The organism is Pseudomonas khavaziana, assembly GCF_019145205.1.
In the GTDB taxonomy this organism is placed as follows: domain Bacteria; phylum Pseudomonadota; class Gammaproteobacteria; order Pseudomonadales; family Pseudomonadaceae; genus Aquipseudomonas; species Aquipseudomonas khavaziana.
In genome coordinates, this window is the sequence record NZ_JAHSTT010000008.1 from 228,376 (window position 1) to 251,030 (window position 22,655).

The 22,655-nt window shown below is 59.4% G+C and carries 18 protein-coding genes; 15 read left to right on the forward strand and 3 right to left on the reverse strand.

Going from position 1 to position 22,655, the window contains the following annotated elements; genetic code table 11:
* Positions 1–112: 112 nt before the first annotated feature.
* The 3 genes from KVH01_RS20145 to pgm all read left to right on the forward strand — a co-directional run bounded on the left by KVH01_RS20145 (position 113) and on the right by pgm (position 4,724).
* Positions 113–1,537 (forward strand): hypothetical protein, encoded by a 1,425-nt coding sequence (locus KVH01_RS20145; RefSeq protein ID WP_217882623.1) that lies wholly within the window; start codon positions 113–115, stop codon positions 1,535–1,537.
* Positions 1,538–1,570: 33 nt separating this feature from the next.
* Positions 1,571–2,977, forward strand: coding sequence for an aminotransferase-like domain-containing protein (locus KVH01_RS20150; protein ID WP_217882624.1), 1,407 nt, complete (start codon positions 1,571–1,573; stop codon positions 2,975–2,977).
* Positions 2,978–3,080: 103 nt separating this feature from the next.
* Positions 3,081–4,724, forward strand: a complete 1,644-nt coding sequence (gene pgm / locus KVH01_RS20155) for a phosphoglucomutase (alpha-D-glucose-1,6-bisphosphate-dependent) (protein ID WP_217882625.1) — start codon at positions 3,081–3,083, stop codon at positions 4,722–4,724.
* 360 nt (positions 4,725–5,084) lie between these two features.
* Here the strand turns inward: pgm and KVH01_RS20160 are convergent, their stop codons facing one another.
* Positions 5,085–5,780 (reverse strand): pirin family protein, encoded by a 696-nt coding sequence (locus tag KVH01_RS20160; RefSeq protein ID WP_217882626.1) that lies wholly within the window; start codon positions 5,778–5,780, stop codon positions 5,085–5,087.
* Between the two features lie 219 nt (positions 5,781–5,999).
* Between KVH01_RS20160 and KVH01_RS20165 the strand changes: the two genes are divergently transcribed.
* Entirely contained in the window at positions 6,000–8,456 is a 2,457-nt protein-coding gene (locus KVH01_RS20165; RefSeq protein ID WP_217882627.1) for a UvrD-helicase domain-containing protein, read from the forward strand.
* A gap of 373 nt (positions 8,457–8,829) precedes the next feature.
* Here KVH01_RS20165 and KVH01_RS20170 read toward each other — a convergent pair whose 3' ends face one another.
* The gene (locus KVH01_RS20170) at positions 8,830–9,102 is read right to left on the reverse strand and encodes a DUF1652 domain-containing protein (RefSeq protein WP_005788459.1); all 273 of its coding nucleotides are present in this window, start codon (positions 9,100–9,102) and stop codon (positions 8,830–8,832) included.
* A 256-nt stretch (positions 9,103–9,358) separates the two neighbouring features.
* Between KVH01_RS20170 and KVH01_RS20175 the strand changes: the two genes are divergently transcribed.
* From KVH01_RS20175 to KVH01_RS20195, 5 genes are all read left to right on the forward strand, one after another.
* Positions 9,359–10,165, forward strand: a complete 807-nt coding sequence (locus KVH01_RS20175) for a helix-turn-helix transcriptional regulator (RefSeq protein ID WP_217882628.1) — start codon at positions 9,359–9,361, stop codon at positions 10,163–10,165.
* A gap of 49 nt (positions 10,166–10,214) precedes the next feature.
* Entirely contained in the window at positions 10,215–11,621 is a 1,407-nt protein-coding gene (locus KVH01_RS20180; protein ID WP_217882629.1) for an NAD(P)/FAD-dependent oxidoreductase, read from the forward strand.
* A gap of 28 nt (positions 11,622–11,649) precedes the next feature.
* Positions 11,650–11,991: a cupin domain-containing protein gene (locus KVH01_RS20185; protein WP_043049396.1), complete on the forward strand. Its 342-nt coding sequence runs from the start codon at positions 11,650–11,652 to the stop codon at positions 11,989–11,991.
* A gap of 60 nt (positions 11,992–12,051) precedes the next feature.
* Positions 12,052–13,131, forward strand: a complete 1,080-nt coding sequence (locus KVH01_RS20190) for a polyamine ABC transporter substrate-binding protein (RefSeq protein WP_217882630.1) — start codon at positions 12,052–12,054, stop codon at positions 13,129–13,131.
* A gap of 210 nt (positions 13,132–13,341) precedes the next feature.
* A complete protein-coding gene (locus KVH01_RS20195) occupies positions 13,342–13,809 on the forward strand; it encodes a M10 family metallopeptidase C-terminal domain-containing protein (protein ID WP_043049394.1) in 468 nt (155 codons plus the stop codon).
* Positions 13,810–13,811: 2 nt separating this feature from the next.
* Here the strand turns inward: KVH01_RS20195 and KVH01_RS20200 are convergent, their stop codons facing one another.
* Positions 13,812–14,597 (reverse strand): helix-turn-helix transcriptional regulator, encoded by a 786-nt coding sequence (locus tag KVH01_RS20200; RefSeq protein WP_124377870.1) that lies wholly within the window; start codon positions 14,595–14,597, stop codon positions 13,812–13,814.
* A 198-nt stretch (positions 14,598–14,795) separates the two neighbouring features.
* Here KVH01_RS20200 and KVH01_RS20205 point away from each other — a divergent pair, with 198 nt between their 5' ends.
* The 6 genes from KVH01_RS20205 (at position 14,796) to KVH01_RS20230 (ending at position 22,654) form a co-directional block, all read left to right on the forward strand.
* A complete protein-coding gene (locus KVH01_RS20205) occupies positions 14,796–16,160 on the forward strand; it encodes an APC family permease (protein ID WP_217882631.1) in 1,365 nt (454 codons plus the stop codon).
* Positions 16,161–16,169: 9 nt separating this feature from the next.
* Entirely contained in the window at positions 16,170–17,273 is a 1,104-nt protein-coding gene (locus KVH01_RS20210; protein WP_217882632.1) for a DmpA family aminopeptidase, read from the forward strand.
* A 368-nt stretch (positions 17,274–17,641) separates the two neighbouring features.
* Positions 17,642–19,075: a serralysin family metalloprotease gene (locus tag KVH01_RS20215; protein WP_217882633.1), complete on the forward strand. Its 1,434-nt coding sequence runs from the start codon at positions 17,642–17,644 to the stop codon at positions 19,073–19,075.
* A gap of 47 nt (positions 19,076–19,122) precedes the next feature.
* Entirely contained in the window at positions 19,123–19,491 is a 369-nt protein-coding gene (locus tag KVH01_RS20220) for an AprI/Inh family metalloprotease inhibitor (protein WP_217882634.1), read from the forward strand.
* Between the two features lie 101 nt (positions 19,492–19,592).
* A complete protein-coding gene (locus KVH01_RS20225) occupies positions 19,593–21,344 on the forward strand; it encodes a type I secretion system permease/ATPase (protein ID WP_217882635.1) in 1,752 nt (583 codons plus the stop codon).
* Positions 21,341–22,654: an HlyD family type I secretion periplasmic adaptor subunit gene (locus KVH01_RS20230; protein ID WP_124400611.1), complete on the forward strand. Its 1,314-nt coding sequence runs from the start codon at positions 21,341–21,343 to the stop codon at positions 22,652–22,654. The genes KVH01_RS20225 and KVH01_RS20230 overlap by 4 nt, the downstream gene beginning before the upstream one ends.
* Position 22,655 lies beyond the last annotated feature (1 nt).

Consider the following 22,655-nt stretch of genomic DNA (forward strand, 5'->3'; position numbering starts at 1 on the left):
GTTTAACTGTCTTTGCGCCGTGTGGCACCCGACACACCTACAGTCGTAATGGGTCGAGCAATGCATATTGATAGTTGCTTGAAACTGACACTTCAACTCAGGTAGTAGAATAATGAGCGCAATTCATGAGCAAGCCATGAACTATGTTTACCAACAAGTTCTGCAGCGGATGATCGGGCATTTCACGCGGGCCGAGCGGACGGTACTTCAATTGTTGGTCCAGCGAATTGTGGTGGCAGCCGGCGGCATGGAGCAAGTGGGGCACTACAAGGTGCTGATCACCCACGGCGGCGGCGAAGTCAGCAGTTATACACTGGCGATGCTACGAGCCGCGCAACTGACCATCGCAGGCCGTGCGCCCAAGACGTTTCACCTGCGGGTTGCTACCCTGCGCTATGCCGGCATGACCCAGGCCACCCTCGACAACTTGAACCAAGGCTATAGCGCGCTGTTTTTTCATGACGACCCGCGTGTGGAGTTGTTGATGGTCGAGAACCGCGACGTCCAGCCCTTCAATCCGCAACGCCCGGCTTCCAGCGTCGGGCGTGAGGTCAGTCAGCGCAATATGCTGCTGCTGGGCCACCTGACGTCCGGCGATATCCGCGCCACGCTGTGCAACGACACCTACCTGGCCTTCGGTGAGTTCTACCAATGCGTTGCCACCTGGAACGGCGGTGTGCATGCCATGGTCAGCGGTGACTCGCCACGCAAGCAAAGCCAATACCTGGCGTGGCTGAAAAAAACGGCGCTGGCAACCGGACTTGATTTCGCGCCTGGCAAACCGATGTCGCTCAACCGGCTGTTTGCACGCATGGAGGAGTGGAGTATCGCTTGCTACCGTGACCTCTATGGCGAGCATTATGTGGGTACAGAGGAGCCGGGCCGGGGCGGGCACCGTCATCTCGCCTATATCGGCATTGCCGACTTGCTCGATGATGTGGATGTACCCCGCTCAACGCTGCTGACTGACTTCCTGGCGCACAAGCAGGACCCGTTTGATTTTCACTTCAGCCATCCTGCCGCCCCCAATCCATTACTCATGGCACACTTGCACGGCTTGCAGGCCCAGTGCCTGCGTGAGCTTTCTTATGAGCATGGCGTGGAGAGTTTTATTCGCCAGGCAATGGACTGCATGCTCCATCGGAAAATCCCAAACGCATTGATCGTCGAGGCCTCAAGCGAGGATGGGCGCATCCTGTCCACCACCTACGCCCAGCAATTCTTCGGCTTGGACGAGGGGCAGCTGACCTGCCTGCTGTTCGCCCCCTTCATTGAGCACGGCGAGCGGCTGGAGGGCTTCTTGCGTCAATGCCACCCCGGCATGTTGGTGGCGCTCCCCGAACTGCACAAGGCGCTTCAAGGCAAGCCTGCAGCCGACATGCTGCAACAGTGGCTGGTGGATACCAGTGGGTTGCCATTGCCGCTATTGCAGCACGTGTACCGCAAGCGCCCGCTGCAGGTGGAGCGTGGCATCCTGTCACGCAAGCCGCGATTCACGCAGTCCGAAGTACCGACTGCACGGTTATCGGGGCGTTAGCGTGTATTTGTTTGTACAGGCCGGTGCGCGGCCATGAACCTGCGGGGAGAGCGGCAGGCAGATTTTGCCTATCAGGCGGTTTACCGCTACATGATCAACCTGATCAACGAAGTCAGCCTGGAAACACCGGTCAAGTTGCCATCCTTGCGGCAGCTGTCAACACGCTTGAACGTGTCGATCTCGACGATCCAATACGCCTACTCGCTGCTGGAGAAGGAAGGGCGGGTGTACTCGGTGGCCAAGTCCGGATACTTCGCCTGGCCGGTAGCCGCCAACCCCCAGCTGACGGGGGGCGCTGACCTGCTCGAAAGGCTCTACGCGGCGGCGCGGCGGCCGGCCATGGTCGTGCTCAGTGGGGATGAGCCGGCGCTGTTGGGCTCGCTGGATGGTGACTTGCTGGCGCTGGAGCGCAAATTGGTGCGCCGCTACCCGCACCAACTGCAACCCTGGTCGCAACCCTGCGGTGTATGGGAGCTGCGCGCAGCGCTAGCGGCACGTTATACCTCATCGCCTACGCGCTGCTGGCAGGCCGACGAGGTGTATGTCGGTGCCGATCTACAGGGTGTGCTGGAGATACTGATTGACGCCCTGGGTCTCAAGGGCACCGTGTTGGTGACCGAATCACCCTGTGATTATCGGGTCTTGCGCCTCTTTCAGGCTGCTGGTGTACGGGTGATCGAATTGCCCTGGCTCGCCGATGGCCGCTTCGACCTGGCGATGTTCGAGCACCTGTTGCGCCACGAACCCGTGCACCTGGTGCTGCTGTCATCGGTGGTGAGCATGCCGTCAGGTACGGCGTTATCGGTTCCGGAAAGGTTGCAGATTGCGCATTTGCTCGAGCAATACGGTTGCTGGCTGCTGGAGAACGACACCTTTGGTGAGCTGAGCTACACGCCATCCCAGGCCGCCCTGCGTCACTTGGTCAACCCGGAGCGGCTACTGGTGTTCTCGTCGTTCGAGAAAGTGTTGGGTCCGGAAGCGCCCTATGGCTATTTACTGTCGCATCAAATGAGCAGTGAATTGCAGCGCCAGTTTTTATTGCGCTCATTTCGTTTGTCGTCAATCCGTCAGCGGGCCATTGCCCGGCTTTATCAGAGCGGGCGCTTTGATCAGCACCTGCGGGCATTGCGCCAACTGCTACAGGAGCAAGCGCAGGCCATGAGCCTGCGGTTGGACGCACGCATGCAAGGGCGCGTGAGCTACCGGGCGCCCATCGCCGGGGCGAGTTTCTGGTTGGAGTCGGTGGCGCCAGTGGATATGCGCCTGATCTTTCAGCGGATGCTCACGCAACAGGTCGTGATAGCGCCGGGAGAGTTATTCAGCCTCAGCGGCTTGCACCATCAGCATATGCGCTTGAGCCATACGTTCGCGGGGCAGCCCAATCTGGATGTCACCTTGGATGCGCTGGCTCAGGCGTTGCTCGAGGCGCAGACCGCTTAGAGTTTGAAATTTCTCTTCAGGTTGTAGGATCGATACCGTCGCGCGGTAGTCCAAGTCCCAGTAAACTGACACTTTTCCGAATCCTTCTTTTCGAGGTTTATGCATGACTATCAGTCCTTTTGCGGGCAAACCGGCGCCGGCCCAGTTGCTGGTGGATATCCCGCGACTGGTCACGGCCTATTACACCGGCCAGCCTGATGCAGCAATCTCTACCCAGCGCGTGGCCTTTGGCACCTCCGGGCACCGTGGCAGCTCATTCGAGCTGAGTTTCAACGAATGGCATGTACTCGCGATCAGCCAGGCAATCTGCCTGTACCGCGAAGCCCAAGGTATCAACGGGCCATTGTTCGTGGGCCTGGACACCCATGCGCTGTCCACGCCTGCCGGGGCCAGCGCCCTGGAAGTGTTGGCCGCCAATGGCGTACACGTCATGCTGGCCGAAGGCGATGAGTACACGCCGACCCCGGCGATTTCCCACGCAATCATCTGCTACAACCGTGGTCGCACCAGCGGCCTGGCGGACGGTATCGTGATTACACCGTCCCACAACCCACCGCAGAGTGGCGGTTACAAGTACAACCCGCCTAATGGCGGCCCGGCTGATACCCACGTCACCAAGTGGATCGAAGCCAAGGCCAATGAACTGCTCGCCAACAAGCTGGCCGGGGTCAAGCGCATCACCCACGCCCAGGCGCTCAAGGCGGACACCACCCATCGCCATGACTACCTCAACAGCTATGTGGCCGACCTGGTCAATGTGATCGACATGGATGCGATCCGCAGCGCCGACCTGCGCCTGGGCGTGGACCCGTTGGGCGGGGCCGGGGTGCGCTACTGGTCGGCGATTGCCGAGCACTACCGTCTGAACCTGGAGGTGGTGAACACCGAAGTCGATGCGACTTTCCGCTTCATGAGCGTCGACTGGGACGGCCAGATTCGCATGGACCCGTCGTCCAGCTACGCCATGCAGGGCCTGATCGGCCTCAAGGAGCGTTTCGACGTTGCGTTCGCCTGCGACCCGGACCACGACCGCCACGGCATCGTCACCCCATCCGGCGGCCTGTTGGCGCCGAACAACTACCTGGCGGTATCCATTGATTACCTGTTCCAGAACCGTCCTGACTGGCGCGCCGATGCTGCAGTGGGCAAGACCGTGGTCAGCAGTGGCTTGATTGATCGCGTCGCTGCGCGTATCGATCGCCGTTTGTACGAAGTGCCGGTGGGCTTCAAATGGTTCGCCGACGGCTTGTTCGAAGGTTCGTTGGGCTTTGGTGGTGAAGAAAGCGCCGGTGCCTCGTTCCTGCGCAAGGACGGTACGGTGTGGAGCACCGACAAGGACGGCTTGATCCCGGCTTTGCTGGCGGCGGAAATGACTTCGCGCAAAGGCCAGGACCCGAGCCAGATCTACCGCGGCCTGACCGACGCGCTGGGCGAGCCGTTTGCCATACGTGTCGACGCCAAGGCGACCCCGGCGCAGAAAGCCCTTCTGGGCAAGCTCTCGCCGGAGCAGGTGACGTCCACGCAATTGGCCGGGGAGAGCATCCAGCAGATTCTCAGCCATGCACCGGGCAATAACCAGGCAATTGGCGGTTTGAAGGTCATGACCGAAAACGGTTGGTTTGCCGCACGGCCATCGGGCACCGAGGACATCTACAAGATCTATGCCGAGAGCTTTATCGGCGAAGATCACCTCAAGCGGCTGGTGGAGGAGGCGCAGGTACTGGTGGACGGTGCAATCGCCCAGTAGTAACGCCGAACCCAATGTGGGAAGGGCCGTGCCCCGACGGCGGTGAGTCAGTCACAGTTGCGTTGACTGACACCGCCTCACCGGGGCATGGGTTTCCACACCACCCTGTGGGAGGGGGCTTGCTCCCGATGGCGATGGGGCAGCCACAGATGCATTTACTGATACGCCCTCGTCGGGGCATGGGTATCAACACAACTTTTTAGCAGTCAACAGTAACCCTGGATGGGGCGTATATGTACTCGGTCTAATCCAACATCCTGGTCGGCTGCCAGGCCGCCATCGGGAGCAAGCCCCCTCCCACATTGGATCAGGGCGTCAGTCAGATAGCGTTCTGCTGTAAGGCCAGCATCGGGCGCAAGCTCAGGCCAGGTCAACCAACACGATCTCACTGTCCTCGACCGCCGTCACCCGCAATACCTGCTCATCCTCAACCGCCACGCCATCTCGCGCCTGTGCCCGTAAACCATTGACGTCAATCACGCCCGTGGCCGGCACCAGGTATGCCCGGCGGCCGCTGTCCAGCCGATACTCAGCGCTTTCCCCGGCTTTCAGATTTGCCGCCACCAAGCGTGCATCGGCACGAATGCTCAGTCTTTCACTGTCGCCGGCCTTACCACTGGCAAGCGTCACAAAACCCTCACGGTTACCTTGTGGAAACGGTTTGGCGCCCCAGGACGGCGGTAGCCCAGCCTGATTCGGGATAATCCAGATCTGGAAGATCTTGGTCGGTGTAGCTTCAAGGTTGTATTCACTATGGGCGATCCCGGTGCCCGCACTCATCACCTGCACATCACCAGCCTCGGTGCGACCTTTGTTGCCCAGGTTATCAGCATGACTGATCGCGCCTTCACGCACGTAGGTGATGATTTCCATGTCGCGGTGCGGGTGCTGGGGGAAACCGCTGCCCGGGGCGATGATGTCGTCGTTCCATACCCGCAGGTTGCCCCAGTGCATGCGCTCGGGGTCGTGGTATTCGGCGAAGGAAAAGTGGTGATGGGCGTCAAGCCAGCCGTGATGGGCGCCGCCCAGGGTGCTGAAAGGTCGAAGTTCAAGCATGATCGTCTCCTGTTGATGGGTCTATCATCCAGCAGCGGATCATCGATAAAAAGCGTAAAAAATGCCTAATTCCTATCCGTTAATTCGATATGTTTGGTCTATATCAACTTTCACTTCATCGCCTAACTGCATGACAGCAAAGCAATTGGCTGGAACTGAGCGCCGATTCCGGCGACCATGACGCCCCTCATCACAGCCAATCTCATCGCAGGAGTCCGCGTGCCGCAACACAAGCCTGATCTGCCCCCCGAACTGCGCCCCTTGGCCGAGATGCCGCTATTGAAACGACTGGCCGCTCGCCTGTTTGGCCACGGCCTCACCCGTTTGCGCGCGCAGCACCGGTTCTCCTGGTTGCATGGCCAAGCCGACGGCTTTCGCAGTGGGCATGAGGCGGGTGTGGAATATGGTTATCGCGAGGGCAAGGCCGATGGGATTGAGGAGGGCCGGCAGGTCCTGTTGATCCGCGACTTCCGTGCGGACGGACACCCTGCGCCGGGGGTGGATGACAGCCTGTTCGATGACTGGCGGCTGCCGCTCACGGCGGAAGTGAAAAAACGCATGAAGGCGGATGTGGCGCGGCTGCTGCCGGCCCATGCGCAGCCAAGCGCGGCGCAGTGGAAGATGATCTTCAGCGATACGCCCTCGACTTCGGTGATCGCCGGAGCCGGCGCGGGTAAATCCACATCCCTGGTGCTGCGCATCCTGCTGCTGAGCCATTATTTGGGCTTTGAGCTGAGTTCGATGACGGTGGTGACCTTTACTCGCGAGTCGCGTAAGGACTTCATACACAAGCTCATGGACATTCTCAGCTTGTGGGGCCAACCCCTTGGCATGAAGGAAGCCCAGGCTGTGGTGCGTACCTTCCACTCGCGCATCCTGCCAATGGTGCGCAGCCTGCCGGGCTTTGAGCGTCTGCAAGCCTTTGAAAACCTCAGCGACGGTTCTGCGGACGCCGACAGCAACCCCTTCGACCTGCGCATCGGCGACGCCCAGCGTCAACAGATGAATGCCTGCTATCACCGCCTGCATGGCCGCCACCAGCGTTTTCGCGAGCTGATTGCGCCGCTGGCCCGCCAGGGCCTGCAACTCAAGGAGCTGGAGCGCGATCATCCGGACGTGCAAAAACGCATCGCGGTGACAGAACTGGCGGCCAAACGTGATGACGAACTTTGCGATGTGATCGAAGATCTATGGTTTCGCGCCGGGGCGTGGCCGATCAAGGGCATAGAGCCCAGCCGCCAGACTTTTGAAATCAACGGTGCGCAATTTCATTGTCACGGCTATATCCCGGCGCTGGATGCATGGGTGATGCTGGGTTTCGATGCGCGGGAAAACGCCCAGCTCAGCCGACCGAATTCCAAACTATCCGTACGTGCCGAGTGGGCGGTCAAGCGCACACTTTTTCAAGCTTTTTGTCGTAAGCCTTTGATATGGCTGGATAACTATGAGGCTTCAAAGCGCTTGATCAGCAGTCTGGCCGGCGATGCCACGGCCGGGCCTGGGTTTGATTACAAGGTCAAAGGCGAACTGGCCTCGACGCCGCTGTTGGATAGTTTTGTCATGGCTGCCGGGTTTATCGAGAACCTCGGGCTGGACGTACCGACGGCCGTGGGCCAGATGCGCTTTGCCAAGGACGATCCGGATCGGTTGTTCTTTGAAGCCCTGAGCATTTTCTGGAAGGCCCTGGAAGATCACCTGCTGGATCAATCGCCGCCGATCATGACCTACAACCGGATGTTCTCCCTGTTCGGTGAAAACACCCCGGAAAACCTCAAGTTGCTCAGCGATCCGCTGCTGCGGCCGATGTCGCACTTGATGATCGACGAATTCCAGGATGTTTCGCCACAGATTGTCTCGTGGATACGCGCAAGCCTCAGGGAGATCCGCAGTCGCGGCCCGGCGATGCATGTGGGGCGCGGCGCACAGCGTTCTTCATTGCTATGCGTAGGGGATGACTGGCAATCGATCTATGGTTGGCGTGGCAGCTCGCCCAAGTTCTTCATGCACTTCAATAACGAATTTGCCTCGCCAACTACCACCCGCGTGATGCTGGCGGAGAACTATCGCAGCCACCAGTACATCATCGACGCGGCCGAACATGTCGTGCGCAGTGCTCCGGCGATTCCCGGCAAGAAGGCCAAGGCCAGTGGCGCGCCCAAGGCATTGGTGCCCGTGATGGTGCTCGAACGCGACGACGCGGCGCTGGGCCGGCGATTGCTGGAGCACTATCAGCGGGGCGAGACAGTGTTAATGCTGTATCGAAAAAGCAGCGATAAGTTACTGATTCAAGAGCATATCCAGGCTGTAGTTAATGTGGATTCTAACTTGCCGTCCCACGAGCGCAGGTTGAAACAGCTGACCTATCACAGCGCCAAAGGATTGCAGGCGGATGCGGTATTTCTACTGGGGGACTGCCAGCATCTCACCAGCTCGCCGTATAAGAATCAGGTCTACCGCATGGCGGGCCTGGGCAAGGACGGTGATAACGAACCTTATGACACTGCGCAGAAAGACGAAATATTGCGCCTGGCCTATGTCGGCATTACCCGAGCGGTCAGCCACTGCTATTGGTACGTGGAAAAGCCGGAAGGCCAGGGCGTGAATGTGCCCAAGGCCTCAGAGCGGGTGGATGGCAGAAAAGCCTTCTTCAATGACCAGCGCTGCCCCTCCAACTGACACAGAGACAAATGTGGGAGCCCCCACCACATCTTCGATGTGACGCTGTCGCGCAGCAAACTAGGGAGCTTGCTCCCGTCGCGGCCTGACAGCCGAGCAGGATGTTGGTTTTCGGCCTGGCTACATATTTGTTGTTTAGGTAAACGACCCGGTCACATCGTCGACGTGGCGCCGTCGCGCAGCAACCTGGACCGCCTCCAAAATATCCGGCGTTAGGACTAAATTTTAACTCTTTAAAATCAGAAGTTTACTTGTAGTTTGAGGGGCTTGCCCCCGATTGCAGAATGTCAGTCACCGGATGTACCGGCTGACACACCGGCATCGGGGCAAGCCCTCACCCATATTAGCCAATCGGTGGCTGCCCAAATAGTATTCAGGCCCGCAACGACAACGGGGGCACAAAACACTCCAGCTCATCCTCTACCGCTTCGATGATGCGCTCCACATCGGCAGCGTTCATCACCGTGGCGCAAGGGATGCCGGCGATGGCGATCAATGTCTCGCCGCTGGCCCGGTCAAACAGGCGGGCGATCATGCTACCGGGGGCGTCCATGCTGCCCTCGAAGCCCATTGGATGAAAATGCCAGCGCATCAGCTGGCACGCGTTGGGAAACGTCACTTTGTTCATATTGCCCACCTTGTTCATTGAGCGCTTCCTTTAGCTCGCGGCAGGGGTCAAGACCTCGCTGGTCATGACAGTGAAGAGCTTAAAAATAGCATTCGTTCGCAAGTACACGTGGACTTTTTTAGCTCCGTTCGGCGGTTCTTTTCGCTAATTTTGACGTGGGTCATGTCCTACGCAAATTTAGGCAAAAGGCCATTAGTCTGCTGCCCGCTCTGACCATTGAAGGGGCGGGTAAACTTCGGCATCCTCAAGCATTTTCCCCGCTGCAGAGCCCTTTATGCCTGACATGATCCCAGATGATGATTGTCGGAACACCCGAGCCACCCGTGAGCTGGTGCTGCGCCATCACCTGTGCTGGCGCCATCGCGATCTGGACGGCGTAATGGGTTACTACCACCCCGAGATCCAGTACCACGATTTCTTCCAGAACCGCGTGGTGGGTTACGCCGAGCTGCGCGAGTACCTGCAGGCCAGCATGCCCCGTCAAGCGCAGGAGGCGATTGAACACACCGATCGTATCCGTGCCGATGACGACACCGCGTTCATCCAGTACCGCATCACTTTGCGTGGCGGTCAGGGCCTGGTGTCGTTTCGCACCAGCGAAGCCATCACCGTGCGCGACGGGTTGATCTGGCGGGTCAATGAATATGCATCCCTGGTGCATGAGCCGGCCCAATCCATGCGGCCCACGGTCAGTCGCCTGGGCTTGTCGCCCCAGCAATTGGGACATATGGCGAATGACCTGCAGCAATACTTTGAAACCAGGCAACCCTATCTGGACCCGGAGCTGGACCTGCAACGGGTCGCGAAGGAGTGTGGCTACAGCCGCAATCAGATTTCCTACCTGCTCAATCAGGTGCTTGGCCAAAGCTTCTACCGTTACGTCAATCAGGCGCGGCTCCAGCATTTATTGGCCGCACTGGACGGTGCCACTGCTCCTTTGAAAGTCGATGACCTGGCCTTTGCCGCCGGGTTTAATTCACTCTCGGCGTTCTACAGTGCTTTCCGCCAGCACACCGGCCAATCGCCCAAGGCTTACGTCAAACAAATTTCCCTGCGTGCACGCGCGCAAGACAGCCCCTGACGCCGCGCTCTAGGATCGACCCTATCGAAACGAGGTAGGGGCACCTGGCATGCCGGCATGGCGCAATATCAGTCTATGGATGGACCAACTGGACGACCCGCTGGAGGCGCGGCCGTGTCTGGAGCATGACTTGGATGTCAATGTGGCGATCATCGGCGCCGGCTATACCGGCCTATGGACCGCCTATTACCTTAAACGCCAGGCTCCGGAGCTGAAGATCGCCATCATTGAGGCGCAGACCGCCGGCTTTGGCGCATCCGGGCGCAACGGTGGCTGGCTGATGGGCAATCTGCTGGGCGAGGACCGCCTGCTGGCCGGCCTCGCTCCGGAGCAACGGCGCGCTTCGTTTGACCTGCTGCACGGCATTCCTGATGAGGTAGCGCAGGTGTTGGCCCGCGAAGGTATCGACTGCGACTACCGCAAAGGTGGCGCGCTGTATTGCGCCGCACGCTACCCCGAGCAGGAGGGCAGCCTGCGCCGGTACCTGGACAAGCTGTATGCCCAGGGCCTTACCGAAGATGATTACCGCTGGCTCAGCCCGCAGCAGTTGGCCGAGCAGATTCGTATCGCCAAGCCCTATGGCGGTATCTATGCACCCCATGTCGCGACCATCAACCCGGCCAAGCTGGTGCGCGGCCTGGCGCGGGCCGTTGAAAGCCTCGGCGTGAGCATCTACGAGAACAGCTCGGTGACCCATTGGCAATCCGGCAGCCTGCGCACGGCCAAGGCCAGTGTGCGTGCCGCCTGGGTAGTGCCGGCAGTGGAGGGTTACGCCAATACCTTGCCGCTCCTGGGCCGTTACCAGTTGCCAGTACAGAGCCTGATCGTCGCCACCGAACCCTTGCCCGCCAGCACGTGGGATGAAATCGGCCTCAACCGGGGCCAGGCATTTGGCGAGAGCAGCCGACAAGTCACCTACGGCCAGCGCACGGCCGACAATCGCTTAGTGTTCGGCGCCCGCGGCGGCTATCAATTTGCCGGTAAGTTGCGCCACAACTTTGATCTCACCGACAGCGAAGTGCAGCTGCGTCGCTACCTGTTTGGCGAACTCTTCCCACAGCTGAAGAAGGTAAGGATTACCCATTCCTGGGGCGGCAACCTCGGCATGTCGCGCAATTTCCGTCCGCACATGCTCTGCGACCATAAAACCGGCGTTGCGCTTTCCGGCGGCTATGGCGGGGAGGGCGTAGGCGCCACCAACCTTGGCGGCCGCACCCTGGCCGATCTGATTCTGGGCCTTGATACGCCCCTGACCCGTCAACCCTGGGTGATTCGCGAACGCGGCCTGCAAGCCCTCAAGGCCTGGGAGCCCGAGCCGTGCCGTTGGCTGGGCTATAACGCGATCATCCGCAGCTTTGTCCATGAGGACCAGGTATTGGCCAACCCCAATACCGCGCCCTGGCGCCGCAGGTTGGCGACCGGCGTCGCCGGGTTCATGGAAGGCTTCATGCACTAAGTCGTTCCACTCACACGGGAAACCCCCCATGAGCATCACCCAATTCAAAGACGCACTGAACACCCGTCTGCCGGACTCGTCACCGGTCGCCGCGCCCCTGGGCGAGCCTATCGCCGTGGCCTCGACCTTGAGCGTGGAACGCCATGATGGGGTTGAGACCGGTATCTGGGAATGCACCCCAGGGCGCTGGCGTCGGCAGATAAAGTCCCAGGAGTTTTGCCATTTCATCCAGGGCCGCTGCACCTTCACCCCCGATAACGGTGAAACCCTTCATATACAAGCCGGCGATGCACTGATGTTGCCGGCCAACAGCACCGGCACCTGGGATATCCAGGAAACCGTGCGCAAGACCTACGTATTGATCCTGTAACGCTTTGATCCTTGATCGCCTGCCATAACAACAGCCCTAAAACCGCCAGGAAATCGAACCATGAAAGCCATTGCCCTGTTGCCCTTGATGTTGCTGGCCTCCGTCAGCCAGGCCGCCGAGACCGTGAAGATCTACAACTGGTCGGACTACATCGCCCCGGACACCACCAAGAACTTCCAGAAAGACACCGGCATCGGTTTCACCTACGACCTGTACGACAGCAACGAAACCCTCGACGGCAAGTTGATGACCGGCAAATCCGGTTACGACGTGGTGTTTCCGTCCAACCATTTCATGGCCCGTCAAATCCAGGGCGGCGCCCTGAAAAAACTCGACAAGCGCCAGTTGCCGAACTGGAAGAACCTCAACCCGGTGCTGCTCAAGGCCGTGGAAAACAACGACCCGGGCAACGAGCATGGGTTCCCATACCTGTGGGGTAGCACCGGCATTGGCTACAACATCGACAAGGTCAAGGCCGTATTGGGCGATAACGCGCCGGTGGATTCCTGGGACCTGATTTTCAAGCCGGAAAACATGGCCAAGCTGCAAAAATGTGGCGTGGCCATCCTCGACAACGGCCCGGAGCTGCTGCCGGCAGCGCTGAACTACCTGGGCTTGCCGCACCACAGCAAAAAGCCCGAGGACTACAAAAAGGCCGAAGACCTGCTGATGAAAGTGCGGCCTTATGTGGCGTATTTCCACTCCTCGAAATACACCGCCGACCTGGCCAATGGCGATATCTGCGTGGCCGTCGGTTTTTCCGGCGACATCCTGCAGGCCGAAAGCCGCGCCAGGGAAGCCAAGAACGGTGTGAAGATCGGCTACAACATTCCCAAGGAAGGCGCGGCCATCTGGTTCGATATGGTCGCCATGCCCGCCGACGCGCCCGATGAAAAAGCCGGCTATGCCTTCATGAATTACCTGCTGCGCCCGGAGGTGATGGCCAGCATCACCAACTACGTGCACTACGCCAACGGCAACGCGGCGGCCGACAGCCTGGTTGACCCGGCGATCAAGGCGGACACCAAGGTGTATCCGAGCCCGGATATGATGGGCAAGTTGTTCGCTTTGGAAGCCATGCCGTTGAAGATTGATCGGATTCGCACGCGAGTGTGGAATACCATTCGCACGGGGCGCTGATTAAGTAGGCTGGCTTACGCTGTAAGCCAGTCTTTTGCATATCCATTGGCAGGCATTAACCGCCGAATGCACTTGAATAGATAATGACGTCATATTTAAGACATTTGATGTCAAATATTACGCATGGAAAGTGTTGTTTGCAGTGTGAGAGATTTCGGTCCGCTGCATGTAACACATTCACATAAACGCATTATCTAAAAGGTGATTTAAATGTCCTCCATACAAAGCCTTCCAGCAGGTGGCACGTGGACCCAGCCAGAAAATAGCCCTCCCGTCTTGCGCGGTACAGACCAGCGCGAGAGCCTGGAAGCCCAGCGCGGCGAGCCCTCAGTGCTAATTGGCGGCGGCGGCGCCGACCAGCTGGTGGGCCGGCAGGGTGAAAATACATTCAAATATGAGCACAGCACCGACTCCCTCAGTGATGATCCGGACACAATCTTGAACTTCAATCCAAAGGAAGACGAGATCGATGTGTCATTGGTACTAAAAGATCACAATATATCGGCCATCAACATTCAACCGGGTCCACCCGTGGACGTCGGTGACGTGCAGTTGAGTCATGAGTTTGGCGTGAGTACCTTGAATATCAAAGTCACCCCTGAGGGCCCGAACTTTTCTGTGCGCGTTGACGGTGTCAATCTATTGCCGGAGCACATTAATTTCTTTCATTCGGATTGAACCTACGGATTATCCAGATCGTGCCCCAATGATTGGATGAATAATGAAAACAACTCGGGCTGGGACGAGATGTCCAGCTTGGCGTACAAATGCCTACGATGCACTTTCACCGTGTCCGGCGAGATCTTGAGGCGTTCGGCCATGGCCTTGGAAGAAAAACCGCGCAATACCAGGCGGGCGATTTCCAGTTCGCGGTCCGAGAGCACACCACTGCCAAAGTGGCTCAATGCGTCTCGGATCTGGCTGTCCATCGCCGGAGCCCGCTGAGTACTTTGTTGCCAGTGCTGCTGCATCAGCGGCAGCACCCAGGCCGCCAGCGTGGTCAACAGCCCGGTCTCTTCGAAGCTGAAGCGCCGCTGCATACCCAGTGACAGTGAGAGCGTGCCCGCGCCGGGCAATTGCAGGATAAATTGCACCTCGTCTTCCAGCACGTTGTCGTGGAAGTAGTTGAGGAAGTACTCACTCTGACGGAAATGGTCCGGCGCCACTTCCTCCAGGCGGTAAACGCCGCTGGCATAGTGCTCGCGGCACGCCTGGTAAAACGGATCGAGCAGGTACAGGCCATTGAGGTACACCAGCATCGAAGCCGGTTTGCTGCTGGGTTGGGCGTCGTACTCCTCCAGGGCCTGGGGCGGGCCATCCAGCGGGTAGAAAATCGCCAGGGCGTTATCGAAGGGCAGGCATTGGTGCAGCAACAGCACCAGCTGTTTCCAGAACCGCTCGGTGCCGATCTGTGACAGGGTGCGGCCCAACCCCGCGTGCATGCCGATTTCCCTGAACAGATGCATGTACCTGGCTCCATCATCGAAATATCGGCCAAGAGTTCGGCTTTTAGCGGGCATCGTCAAGGGGAGTACGCCAATAGGGGAATTGGCTGATAGATCCAGGGCCGATAACGTCGCAGTCATCCAACGGGAAGCATATCCCGCAAAAACATCATTTTTCGTTTCTGCCTCACACCAAAAACAACGACAGAGGATAACGATATGAGCGCTTCTCCCGCGCCCGATGGCGTGCTCAAGCCCACCCTGAGCGTCTTTGATGTAGTGGCCATTACCGTTTCCGCGGTAACGCCGGCCAGTTCCGTATTCGTGATCGCCCCGTTTGCCATCCAGCAGGCGGGCAGCGGCGTGTTCCTCGCTTTTGTGATGGCCGCGTTGCTCGCACTGATGTTCGCCTTCTGTTACGCGGAACTGGGCCGCGCCCATAACAGCGCTGGTGGCGAGTATGTGTATGCCAAGCGGGTGTTTGGCGGCATGGCCGGCTACGCGACGTTCCTGACCGTGCTGGTGATGTTGTTGTTTATCCCGCCGGTGCTGGCAACGGGGGCGGCGACTTACCTGAATAATGCCCTGGGCACGAACTTCGATTCACAGACCGTCGCCCTGGTGATCGTGGTATCCAGCTACGCCCTGGGTATTCTCAATATAAAGCTCAATGCCTGGATCACTGGCACGTGCCTGCTGTTGGAAGTGGCGGCCCTGCTGGTGATCGTGGTGATCGGCTTCGGCAACCCGGTACAACCGGCCAGTGTGTTGTTCCAGCCGCAGATCGTCGAAAACGGCGTGTTGCACCTGGCGCCCTGGGCCCTGGTAATCGGCGCGGTTGGCATCGGCCTGTTCTCGTTCAATGGCTACGGCCCGGCGGTGTTGCTGGCCGAAGACATGAAATGCGGCGGCAAGGGCGTACACAAGGCGGTGTTGTGGTCCCTGGGCCTGGTGGTGGTGATCGAACTGGTGCCGATCACGGCATTGTTGATTGGGGCGCCGTCCCTGAGCGCGATGATCAGCAGCCCCGACCCCATCGGTTACCTGTTGACCAGCCACGGCAATGAAACCCTGTCGCGGCTGGTCAGTGCCGGGATCTTCCTGTCGGTGTTCAATGCCATTGTCGCCATCGTCATCCAGATTGGCCGGGTGGTGTTCAGCAGCGGTCGCGATGCGTTGTGGACGCCGAGCATCAACAAACTGTTCACGCGTATTCACCCGCGCTGGGATTCGCCGTGGCTGGCGACTCTGTTCCTGGCGATTCCTTCGGCGCTGTTGAGTTTCAGCTCGAACCTGGCCGACCTGACTTCGTTCAGCGTCTTGCTGATCATGCTGGTGTACCTGGTGGTGGCGCTGAGTGCGCTGATGAGCCGGGTACTGTTGCGTGATCGCGAGCATCCCTATCGCATGCCGTTGTGGCCGTTGCCGGCCTTGCTGGCGGTGCTCGGCGCGGGGTACCTGTTGGTGACCTTGATCCTTGAGGCATCGGTGCGCGACATCATGATCATCATCGGCTTGCTGGCCCTGTCGGTGATTCTGTATTGCATCAGTGGCCGGTTGAGCCCGGCGTTCCAGAAACTGTAAGGAGTGGGTATGCGAGCACGTCAATTGGGCATCACGTTGGGGCTGGGCACGCCCGGCGAATTGAATGCCATCACCGATGTTCCCGGGGTTCGCGTGGGTCACACCACGCTCAAGGCAGAGATCGACGGCAAGCAGGTGCGAACCGGGGTCACGCTGATCCAACCGCGCGCCGGGGAGACGCGGCACCAACCTTGTTTCGCCGGTTACCACGTGCTCAATGGCAACGGCGACGCCACCGGCCTTGAGTGGATCAGCGAGGCGGGGCTGTTGACCACGCCGATGGCGATTACCAACACCCACAGCATCGGCATTGTGCGTGACACCTTGATCGCCCTGGAGCGCGAGCGCCTGGCGGACCCTGCGGTGTACTGGTGCATGCCGGTGGTCATGGAAACCTACGACGGCTTGCTCAACGATATCTGGGGCCAGCACGTACAACCTGAGCATGTACGCCAGGCCCTGGAAAACGCTGAAAGCGGCCCGGTGCAGGAGGGCTCGGTGGGCGGCGGCACCGGCATGATCTGCCATGAGTTCAAGGGCGGTATCGGCACGGCGTCACGGCGTTTACCGGCGGAGCAGGGCGGCTGGACAGTCGGCGTGCTGGTGCAGGCCAACCATGGCAAGCGCCAGGAGCTGCGGGTCGATGGTTATCCAGTGGGGCGCCACTTGATGGATATTGCCTCGCCTTTCGCCGAGCAGGGTACGCCTGGCATGGGGTCTATCGTGGTGATTATCGCCACCGACGCACCCTTGCTGCCCCACCAATGCCAGCGCCTGGCACAGCGTGCATCCATTGGCATCGCGCGCACCGGGGGTGGCACCGAGGATTCCAGTGGCGACCTGTTTTTAGCCTTTGCCACCGGTAACCAGGATTTGCCGCCGGCAGACTACGGGCGTAGAGACCTGCCATTGCAAACGGCGCTGCACATGGTCAATAACGATCATATCTCGCCGCTGTTCAGCGCTGCGGCCGAGGCGGTGGAAGAGGCGATCATCAACGCGATACTGGCGGGCGAAAACATGAGCACGCAAGAGGGCGTCAGGGTGCCTGGGCTGACCGGCGAGACGCTCTTTGAAGCATTGCACAAGTGCGGGTGGTGTATGTCCCGGTAATAGGGGACAACGCACTTTAATAGTGCGAATGATGGCTCTTTAATGCTGCCATTGACACCGTGACAATATATTGGATCCATTATTCAAGTGCGCCGCTCAAATCGAGCGGCTTTACTGCTATTTAATATTTAAATATCACGGCGTCAAACGAGGCAGCTAAAAAGCAAGGGTTCCCTGTAAACACTACGTGCGACTTACTCAAGTTGAACCTGCGTCACATTTTAGCCGTGGAAATAGTGGTGGACGAAAGATTTCAAGTTGTGTCAGTTTTCTTACGCCTTCAAAAGAGGTGAGTGATAGGACTATCCTCGCCCGCGAGGTTCCTATCGAACAAAGACTGATGCACTTGCAAACAAGGAAGTACGTTTATGTCAAAAGTAAAAGACAAGGCTATTGTATCTGCCGCGCAAGCCAGCACTGCTTACTCGCAAATCGATAGCTTCAGCCATTTGTATGACCGTGGCGGTAACCTCACGGTCAACGGCAAACCGTCCTACACCGTCGACCAGGCAGCTACCCAGCTGCTGCGGGATGGCGCCGCGTATCGGGACTTTGATGGCAACGGCAAGATCGATCTGACCTACACCTTCCTCACCTCGGCTACCCAGAGCACCATGAACAAACATGGCATCTCAGGTTTCAGCCAGTTCAACGCCCAGCAGAAAGCACAGGCCGCACTGGCTATGCAATCCTGGTCGGATGTCGCCAACGTGACCTTTACCGAAAAGGCTTCCGGCGGTGACGGTCACATGACCTTCGGCAACTACAGCAGCGGCCAGGACGGCGCGGCGGCGTTCGCCTACCTGCCCGGCACCGGCGCAGGCTACGACGGCACCTCGTGGTACCTGACCAACAACAGCTACACGCCGAACAAAAGCCCGGACCTGAACAACTATGGCCGGCAAACCCTCACCCATGAAATCGGCCACACCCTGGGCCTGGCTCACCCTGGCGACTACAACGCCGGGAATGGCAACCCGACCTACAACGACGCGACCTATGGACAGGACACGCGCGGCTACAGCCTCATGAGTTACTGGAGCGAGAGCAACACCAACCAGAACTTCAGCAAAGGCGGCGTCGAGGCTTACGCTTCCGGCCCGCTGATCGACGACATCGCCGCGATCCAGAAGCTCTACGGTGCCAACTTCAACACCCGTGCCGGTGACACTACCTACGGGTTCAACTCCAACACCGGGCGTGATTTTCTCAGCGCCACATCCAATGCCGACAAGCTGGTGTTCTCGGTGTGGGACGGTGGTGGCAATGATACCCTGGACTTCTCCGGTTTCACCCAAAACCAGAAGATCAACCTCAATGCCACCTCGTTCTCCGACGTTGGCGGGCTGGTGGGCAACGTGTCCATCGCCAAGGGCGTCACCGTCGAAAACGCCTTTGGTGGCGCGGGCAACGACCTGATCATTGGTAACCAGGCCGCTAACCTCATCAAGGGCGGGGCCGGCAACGACCTCATCTACGGTGGTGGCGGTGCAGACCAACTGTGGGGCGGCGCCGGCAGAGATACCTTCGTGTACGGTGCCAGTTCCGACTCCCGTCCAGGCGCTGCGGACAAGATCTTCGACTTCACCTCGGGTTCGGACAAGATCGACCTGTCCGGTATCACCAAGGGTGCGGGTGTGACCTTCGTCAATGCATTTACCGGGCATGCCGGCGATGCTGTTCTGTCCTACGCCTCAGGCACCAACCTGGGTACGTTGGCCGTGGACTTCTCCGGGCACGGCGTGGCGGATTTCCTCGTCACCACCGTCGGCCAGGCAGCGGTCAGCGACATCGTAGCGTGATGTAAGCGCGCGGTGCCTCGGCACCGCGCTCTATGATGGAGCTTGAAATGCCGCGTTTTTCCCATTTGATCGCCTGTGTATCGCAGGTGTTGTTCGTGTCGGCAGGAGCCCATGCAATGGCGAGCAGTCTCGTTCTACCCACCACCGCGCAATTGGCCGGGCATTGGGAGTTGAAGCAGCAGGATAAGGTGTGTGCCCTGGAATTGCTGGAGCAGGCCAATTCCCTGGATGGCGATATCGCGTGTGCCGCGCAATGGCTGGGCGATAAGCCACTGACCTGGTCGCCCTCACCGGATGGTATTTGGCTGTTTAACGCTGAGGGTTCAGGGATTACGCACTTGAATCGCCAGAAAGAGGGTGAATATCAAGCCCGTACTAAAGCCGGAGAAGTTGTTGAACTGAAACGGATACCTTAGTTCAAGTTATAAGCATATAACTCGATTTAATAGTTGGCCGAGTCCTGTTAGGGGCAAGGGTGATTATTGCGCGTCATTCGCTCCAAGGAAGATCAAATAATATGGCGAAGTCCCATGGGGTTGCGCCCTTATTCAGGGCGTTGGGTGAATACAAGAGTATTTTGATCAGCATCGGCTGCTTTACGGCGCTGATTAACTTGCTGATGCTGGTGCCGTCGATTTACATGCTGCAAGTGTATGACCGTGTGTTGTCCTCCCAGAATGAAACCACGCTGGTGATGTTGACGCTGATGGTCGTGGGCTTCTTTGCATTTATCGGCCTGCTGGAAGTGGTACGCAGTTTTGTCGTGATCCGTATTGGCAGCCAGTTGGAGCGGCGGTTCAATCTGCGCGTCTACAAGGCTGCGTTCGAACGCAACCTGCAGCGCGGCCAGGGGCACGCCGGGCAGTCCCTGGGCGACCTGACCGCTATCCGCCAATTCATCACCGGACCTGCGCTGTTCGCATTCTTCGATGCACCGTGGTTTCCGATCTACCTGTTCGTGATTTTCCTCTTCAACGTGTGGCTCGGCGTGCTGGCCACGGCCGGTGCGGTGCTGTTGATTGGGCTGGCGTGCCTGAATGAATACCTGACGAAAAAGCCGTTGGGCGAGGCGAGTATCTTCTCCCAGCAATCCACCCAGTTGGCCACCAGCCACTTGCACAACGCCGAGACAATCCAGGCCATGGGCATGCTCGGCGCACTGCGCCAGCGCTGGTTTGGTGTGCACGCGCAATTCCTCGGTTTCCAGAACAAGGCCAGCGACACCGGTTCGGTGATCAGCTCCCTGAGTAAATCCCTGCGCCTGTGCCTGCAATCCCTGGTATTGGGCCTCGGCGCCTTCCTGGTGATCAGGGGCGAAATGACCGCCGGCATGATGATCGCAGGTTCCATTCTGATGGGCCGCGTACTCAGCCCTATTGACCAGCTGATTGCCGTGTGGAAGCAATGGAGCTCGGCCAAACTGGCCTACCAGCGCCTCGACGAACTGTTGCGCGAATTCCCCCCGGAAGTCGAGCAGATGGCCTTGCCGGCACCCAAGGGCCAGGTCAGTTTCGAGCAGGTCAGTGCCGGCCCTCCGGGGCGACGCATGGCAACCTTGCATCAGGTCAGCTTCAACCTGGCGGCCGGGGAAGTGCTCGGTGTGCTGGGCGCGTCGGGCTCCGGCAAGTCCACCCTGGCCCGGGTGCTGGTGGGCGTCTGGCCGACCCTGGCCGGCACCGTGCGCCTGGACGGCGCGGATATCCATCGTTGGGACCGCGACGACCTCGGCCCGCATATCGGTTATTTGCCCCAGGATATCGAGCTGTTCAGCGGCAGCATCGCCGAAAACATCGCGCGCTTTCGCGAGGCCGACCCGGAGCGGGTGGTCAAGGCCGCGCAACAGGCCGGTGTACATGAACTGATCCTGCGCCTGCCCCAAGGCTATGACACCGTGCTGGGGGACAACGGCGGCGGTCTGTCCGGTGGTCAGAAACAACGGGTGGCCCTGGCCCGCGCCCTGTACGGCGAGCCGCGCCTGATTGTGCTGGATGAGCCCAACTCCAACCTCGACACCGTCGGCGAAGCAGCGCTGGCCAGTGCCATCGTGCAGATGAAAGCCCAGGGCAGCAGCGTGGTATTGGTGACCCACCGTTCCTCGGCGCTGGCCCAGGCCGACAAGCTGCTGGTGCTCGGCGAAGGCCATTTGCAAGCGTTCGGGCCCAGCCAGGAAGTGCTGCGCGCATTGTCCGGCCAGCAGGAAGCGCCGAAAGAAAAAACCGGAGTCAGTTTCAGTCGTCAGTACCAGGCCGGAAGGAATCCAGGCGCATGAGCAGCATGACCGTTGAACCTCGTTTTAAAGAACACGATGCTGGTTTCTTCGTAAAAATGGGCTGGCTGCTGACCATCGTCGGTGCCGGTGGGTTTTTCCTGTGGGCCAGCCTTGCGCCGTTGGACCAGGGCATTCCTGTCCAAGGCACCGTGGTGGTGTCCGGCAAGCGCAAGGCCGTGCAAACCTTCAGCCCCGGCGTAGTCAGCCGGATCCTGGTGAAGGAGGGCGAACTGGTCAAGCAGGGCCAGCCGCTGTTTCGTCTCGACCAGACCCAGAACCAGGCTGACGTGCAGTCGTTGCAAGCCCAGTACCGCATGGCCTGGGCCAGCGTGGCGCGTTGGCAGAGCGAGCGCGACAATCTTGCCAGTGTCACCTTTCCCGCTGAGCTGAGCGCCAACCCCGACCCGGCCCTGGCGTTAGTGCTGGAAGGCCAGCGCCAACTGTTCAGCAGCCGCCGCGACGCCTTCGCCCGTGAGCAAGCCGGGATTCGCGCGAGCATCGAAGGCGCCACCTCACAGTTGGGCGGCATGCGCCGTGCCCGCAGTGACCTGACTGCGCAGGCCCAATCCCTGCGCGATCAGCTCGGCAACCTGCAACCTTTGGCCGACAACGGCTATATCCCGCGCAACCGCCTGATGGAATACCAGCGCCAGCTGTCCCAGGTGCAACAGGACCTGGCGCAGAACGCCGGGGAAAGCGGACGCATCGAACAGGGCATCCTCGAGTCGCGCCTCAAGCTGCAACAGCACGGCGAGGAATATCAAAAGGAAGTGCGCAGCCAGTTGGCCGATGCACAACTGCGCAGTCTGACCCTTGAACAGCAGCTGACGTCCGCAGGTTTCAACCTGCAACACAGCGAGATCAACGCGCCAGCCGATGGCATCGCGGTCAACCTCAGCGTACACACCGAAGGCGCCGTGGTGCGCGCCGGTGAAACCCTGCTGGAGATCGTGCCCCAAGGCACGCGCCTGGAAGTGGAGGGGCATTTGCCGGTGCACCTGGTGGACAAAGTGGGTCCCCATTTGCCGGTGGACATCCTCTTCACCGCCTTTAACCAGAGCCGCACGCCCCGGGTGCCGGGAGAGGTCAGCCTGATCTCGGCCGACCAGATGCTCGATGAAAAAACCGGTGCGCCGTATTACGTGCTGCGCACCAGTGTGAGCGAAGCGGCGATGGAAAAACTCCATGGCTTGGTGATCAAACCCGGCATGCCCGCCGAGATGTTCGTACGCACTGGCGAGCGATCATTGCTCAATTACCTGTTCAAGCCGCTGCTGGATCGCGCCGGCTCCGCGTTGACTGAGGAATGAG

Coding starts and splice junctions, on each gene's coding strand:
- KVH01_RS20180 (WP_217882629.1), top strand. CDS start 10,215: ATGCCGGCATGGCGCAATATCAGTCTATGGATGGACCAACTGGACGAC.
- KVH01_RS20225 (WP_217882635.1), top strand. CDS start 19,593: ATGGCGAAGTCCCATGGGGTTGCGCCCTTATTCAGGGCGTTGGGTGAA.
- KVH01_RS20175 (WP_217882628.1), top strand. CDS start 9,359: ATGCCTGACATGATCCCAGATGATGATTGTCGGAACACCCGAGCCACC.
- KVH01_RS20205 (WP_217882631.1), top strand. CDS start 14,796: ATGAGCGCTTCTCCCGCGCCCGATGGCGTGCTCAAGCCCACCCTGAGC.
- KVH01_RS20215 (WP_217882633.1), top strand. CDS start 17,642: ATGTCAAAAGTAAAAGACAAGGCTATTGTATCTGCCGCGCAAGCCAGC.
- KVH01_RS20185 (WP_043049396.1), top strand. CDS start 11,650: ATGAGCATCACCCAATTCAAAGACGCACTGAACACCCGTCTGCCGGAC.
- KVH01_RS20145 (WP_217882623.1), top strand. CDS start 113: ATGAGCGCAATTCATGAGCAAGCCATGAACTATGTTTACCAACAAGTT.
- KVH01_RS20195 (WP_043049394.1), top strand. CDS start 13,342: ATGTCCTCCATACAAAGCCTTCCAGCAGGTGGCACGTGGACCCAGCCA.
- KVH01_RS20150 (WP_217882624.1), top strand. CDS start 1,571: ATGAACCTGCGGGGAGAGCGGCAGGCAGATTTTGCCTATCAGGCGGTT.
- KVH01_RS20170 (WP_005788459.1), bottom strand. CDS start 9,102: ATGAACAAGGTGGGCAATATGAACAAAGTGACGTTTCCCAACGCGTGC.
- KVH01_RS20230 (WP_124400611.1), top strand. CDS start 21,341: ATGAGCAGCATGACCGTTGAACCTCGTTTTAAAGAACACGATGCTGGT.
- KVH01_RS20210 (WP_217882632.1), top strand. CDS start 16,170: ATGCGAGCACGTCAATTGGGCATCACGTTGGGGCTGGGCACGCCCGGC.
- KVH01_RS20190 (WP_217882630.1), top strand. CDS start 12,052: ATGAAAGCCATTGCCCTGTTGCCCTTGATGTTGCTGGCCTCCGTCAGC.
- pgm (WP_217882625.1), top strand. CDS start 3,081: ATGACTATCAGTCCTTTTGCGGGCAAACCGGCGCCGGCCCAGTTGCTG.
- KVH01_RS20160 (WP_217882626.1), bottom strand. CDS start 5,780: ATGCTTGAACTTCGACCTTTCAGCACCCTGGGCGGCGCCCATCACGGC.
- KVH01_RS20200 (WP_124377870.1), bottom strand. CDS start 14,597: ATGCATCTGTTCAGGGAAATCGGCATGCACGCGGGGTTGGGCCGCACC.
- KVH01_RS20220 (WP_217882634.1), top strand. CDS start 19,123: ATGCCGCGTTTTTCCCATTTGATCGCCTGTGTATCGCAGGTGTTGTTC.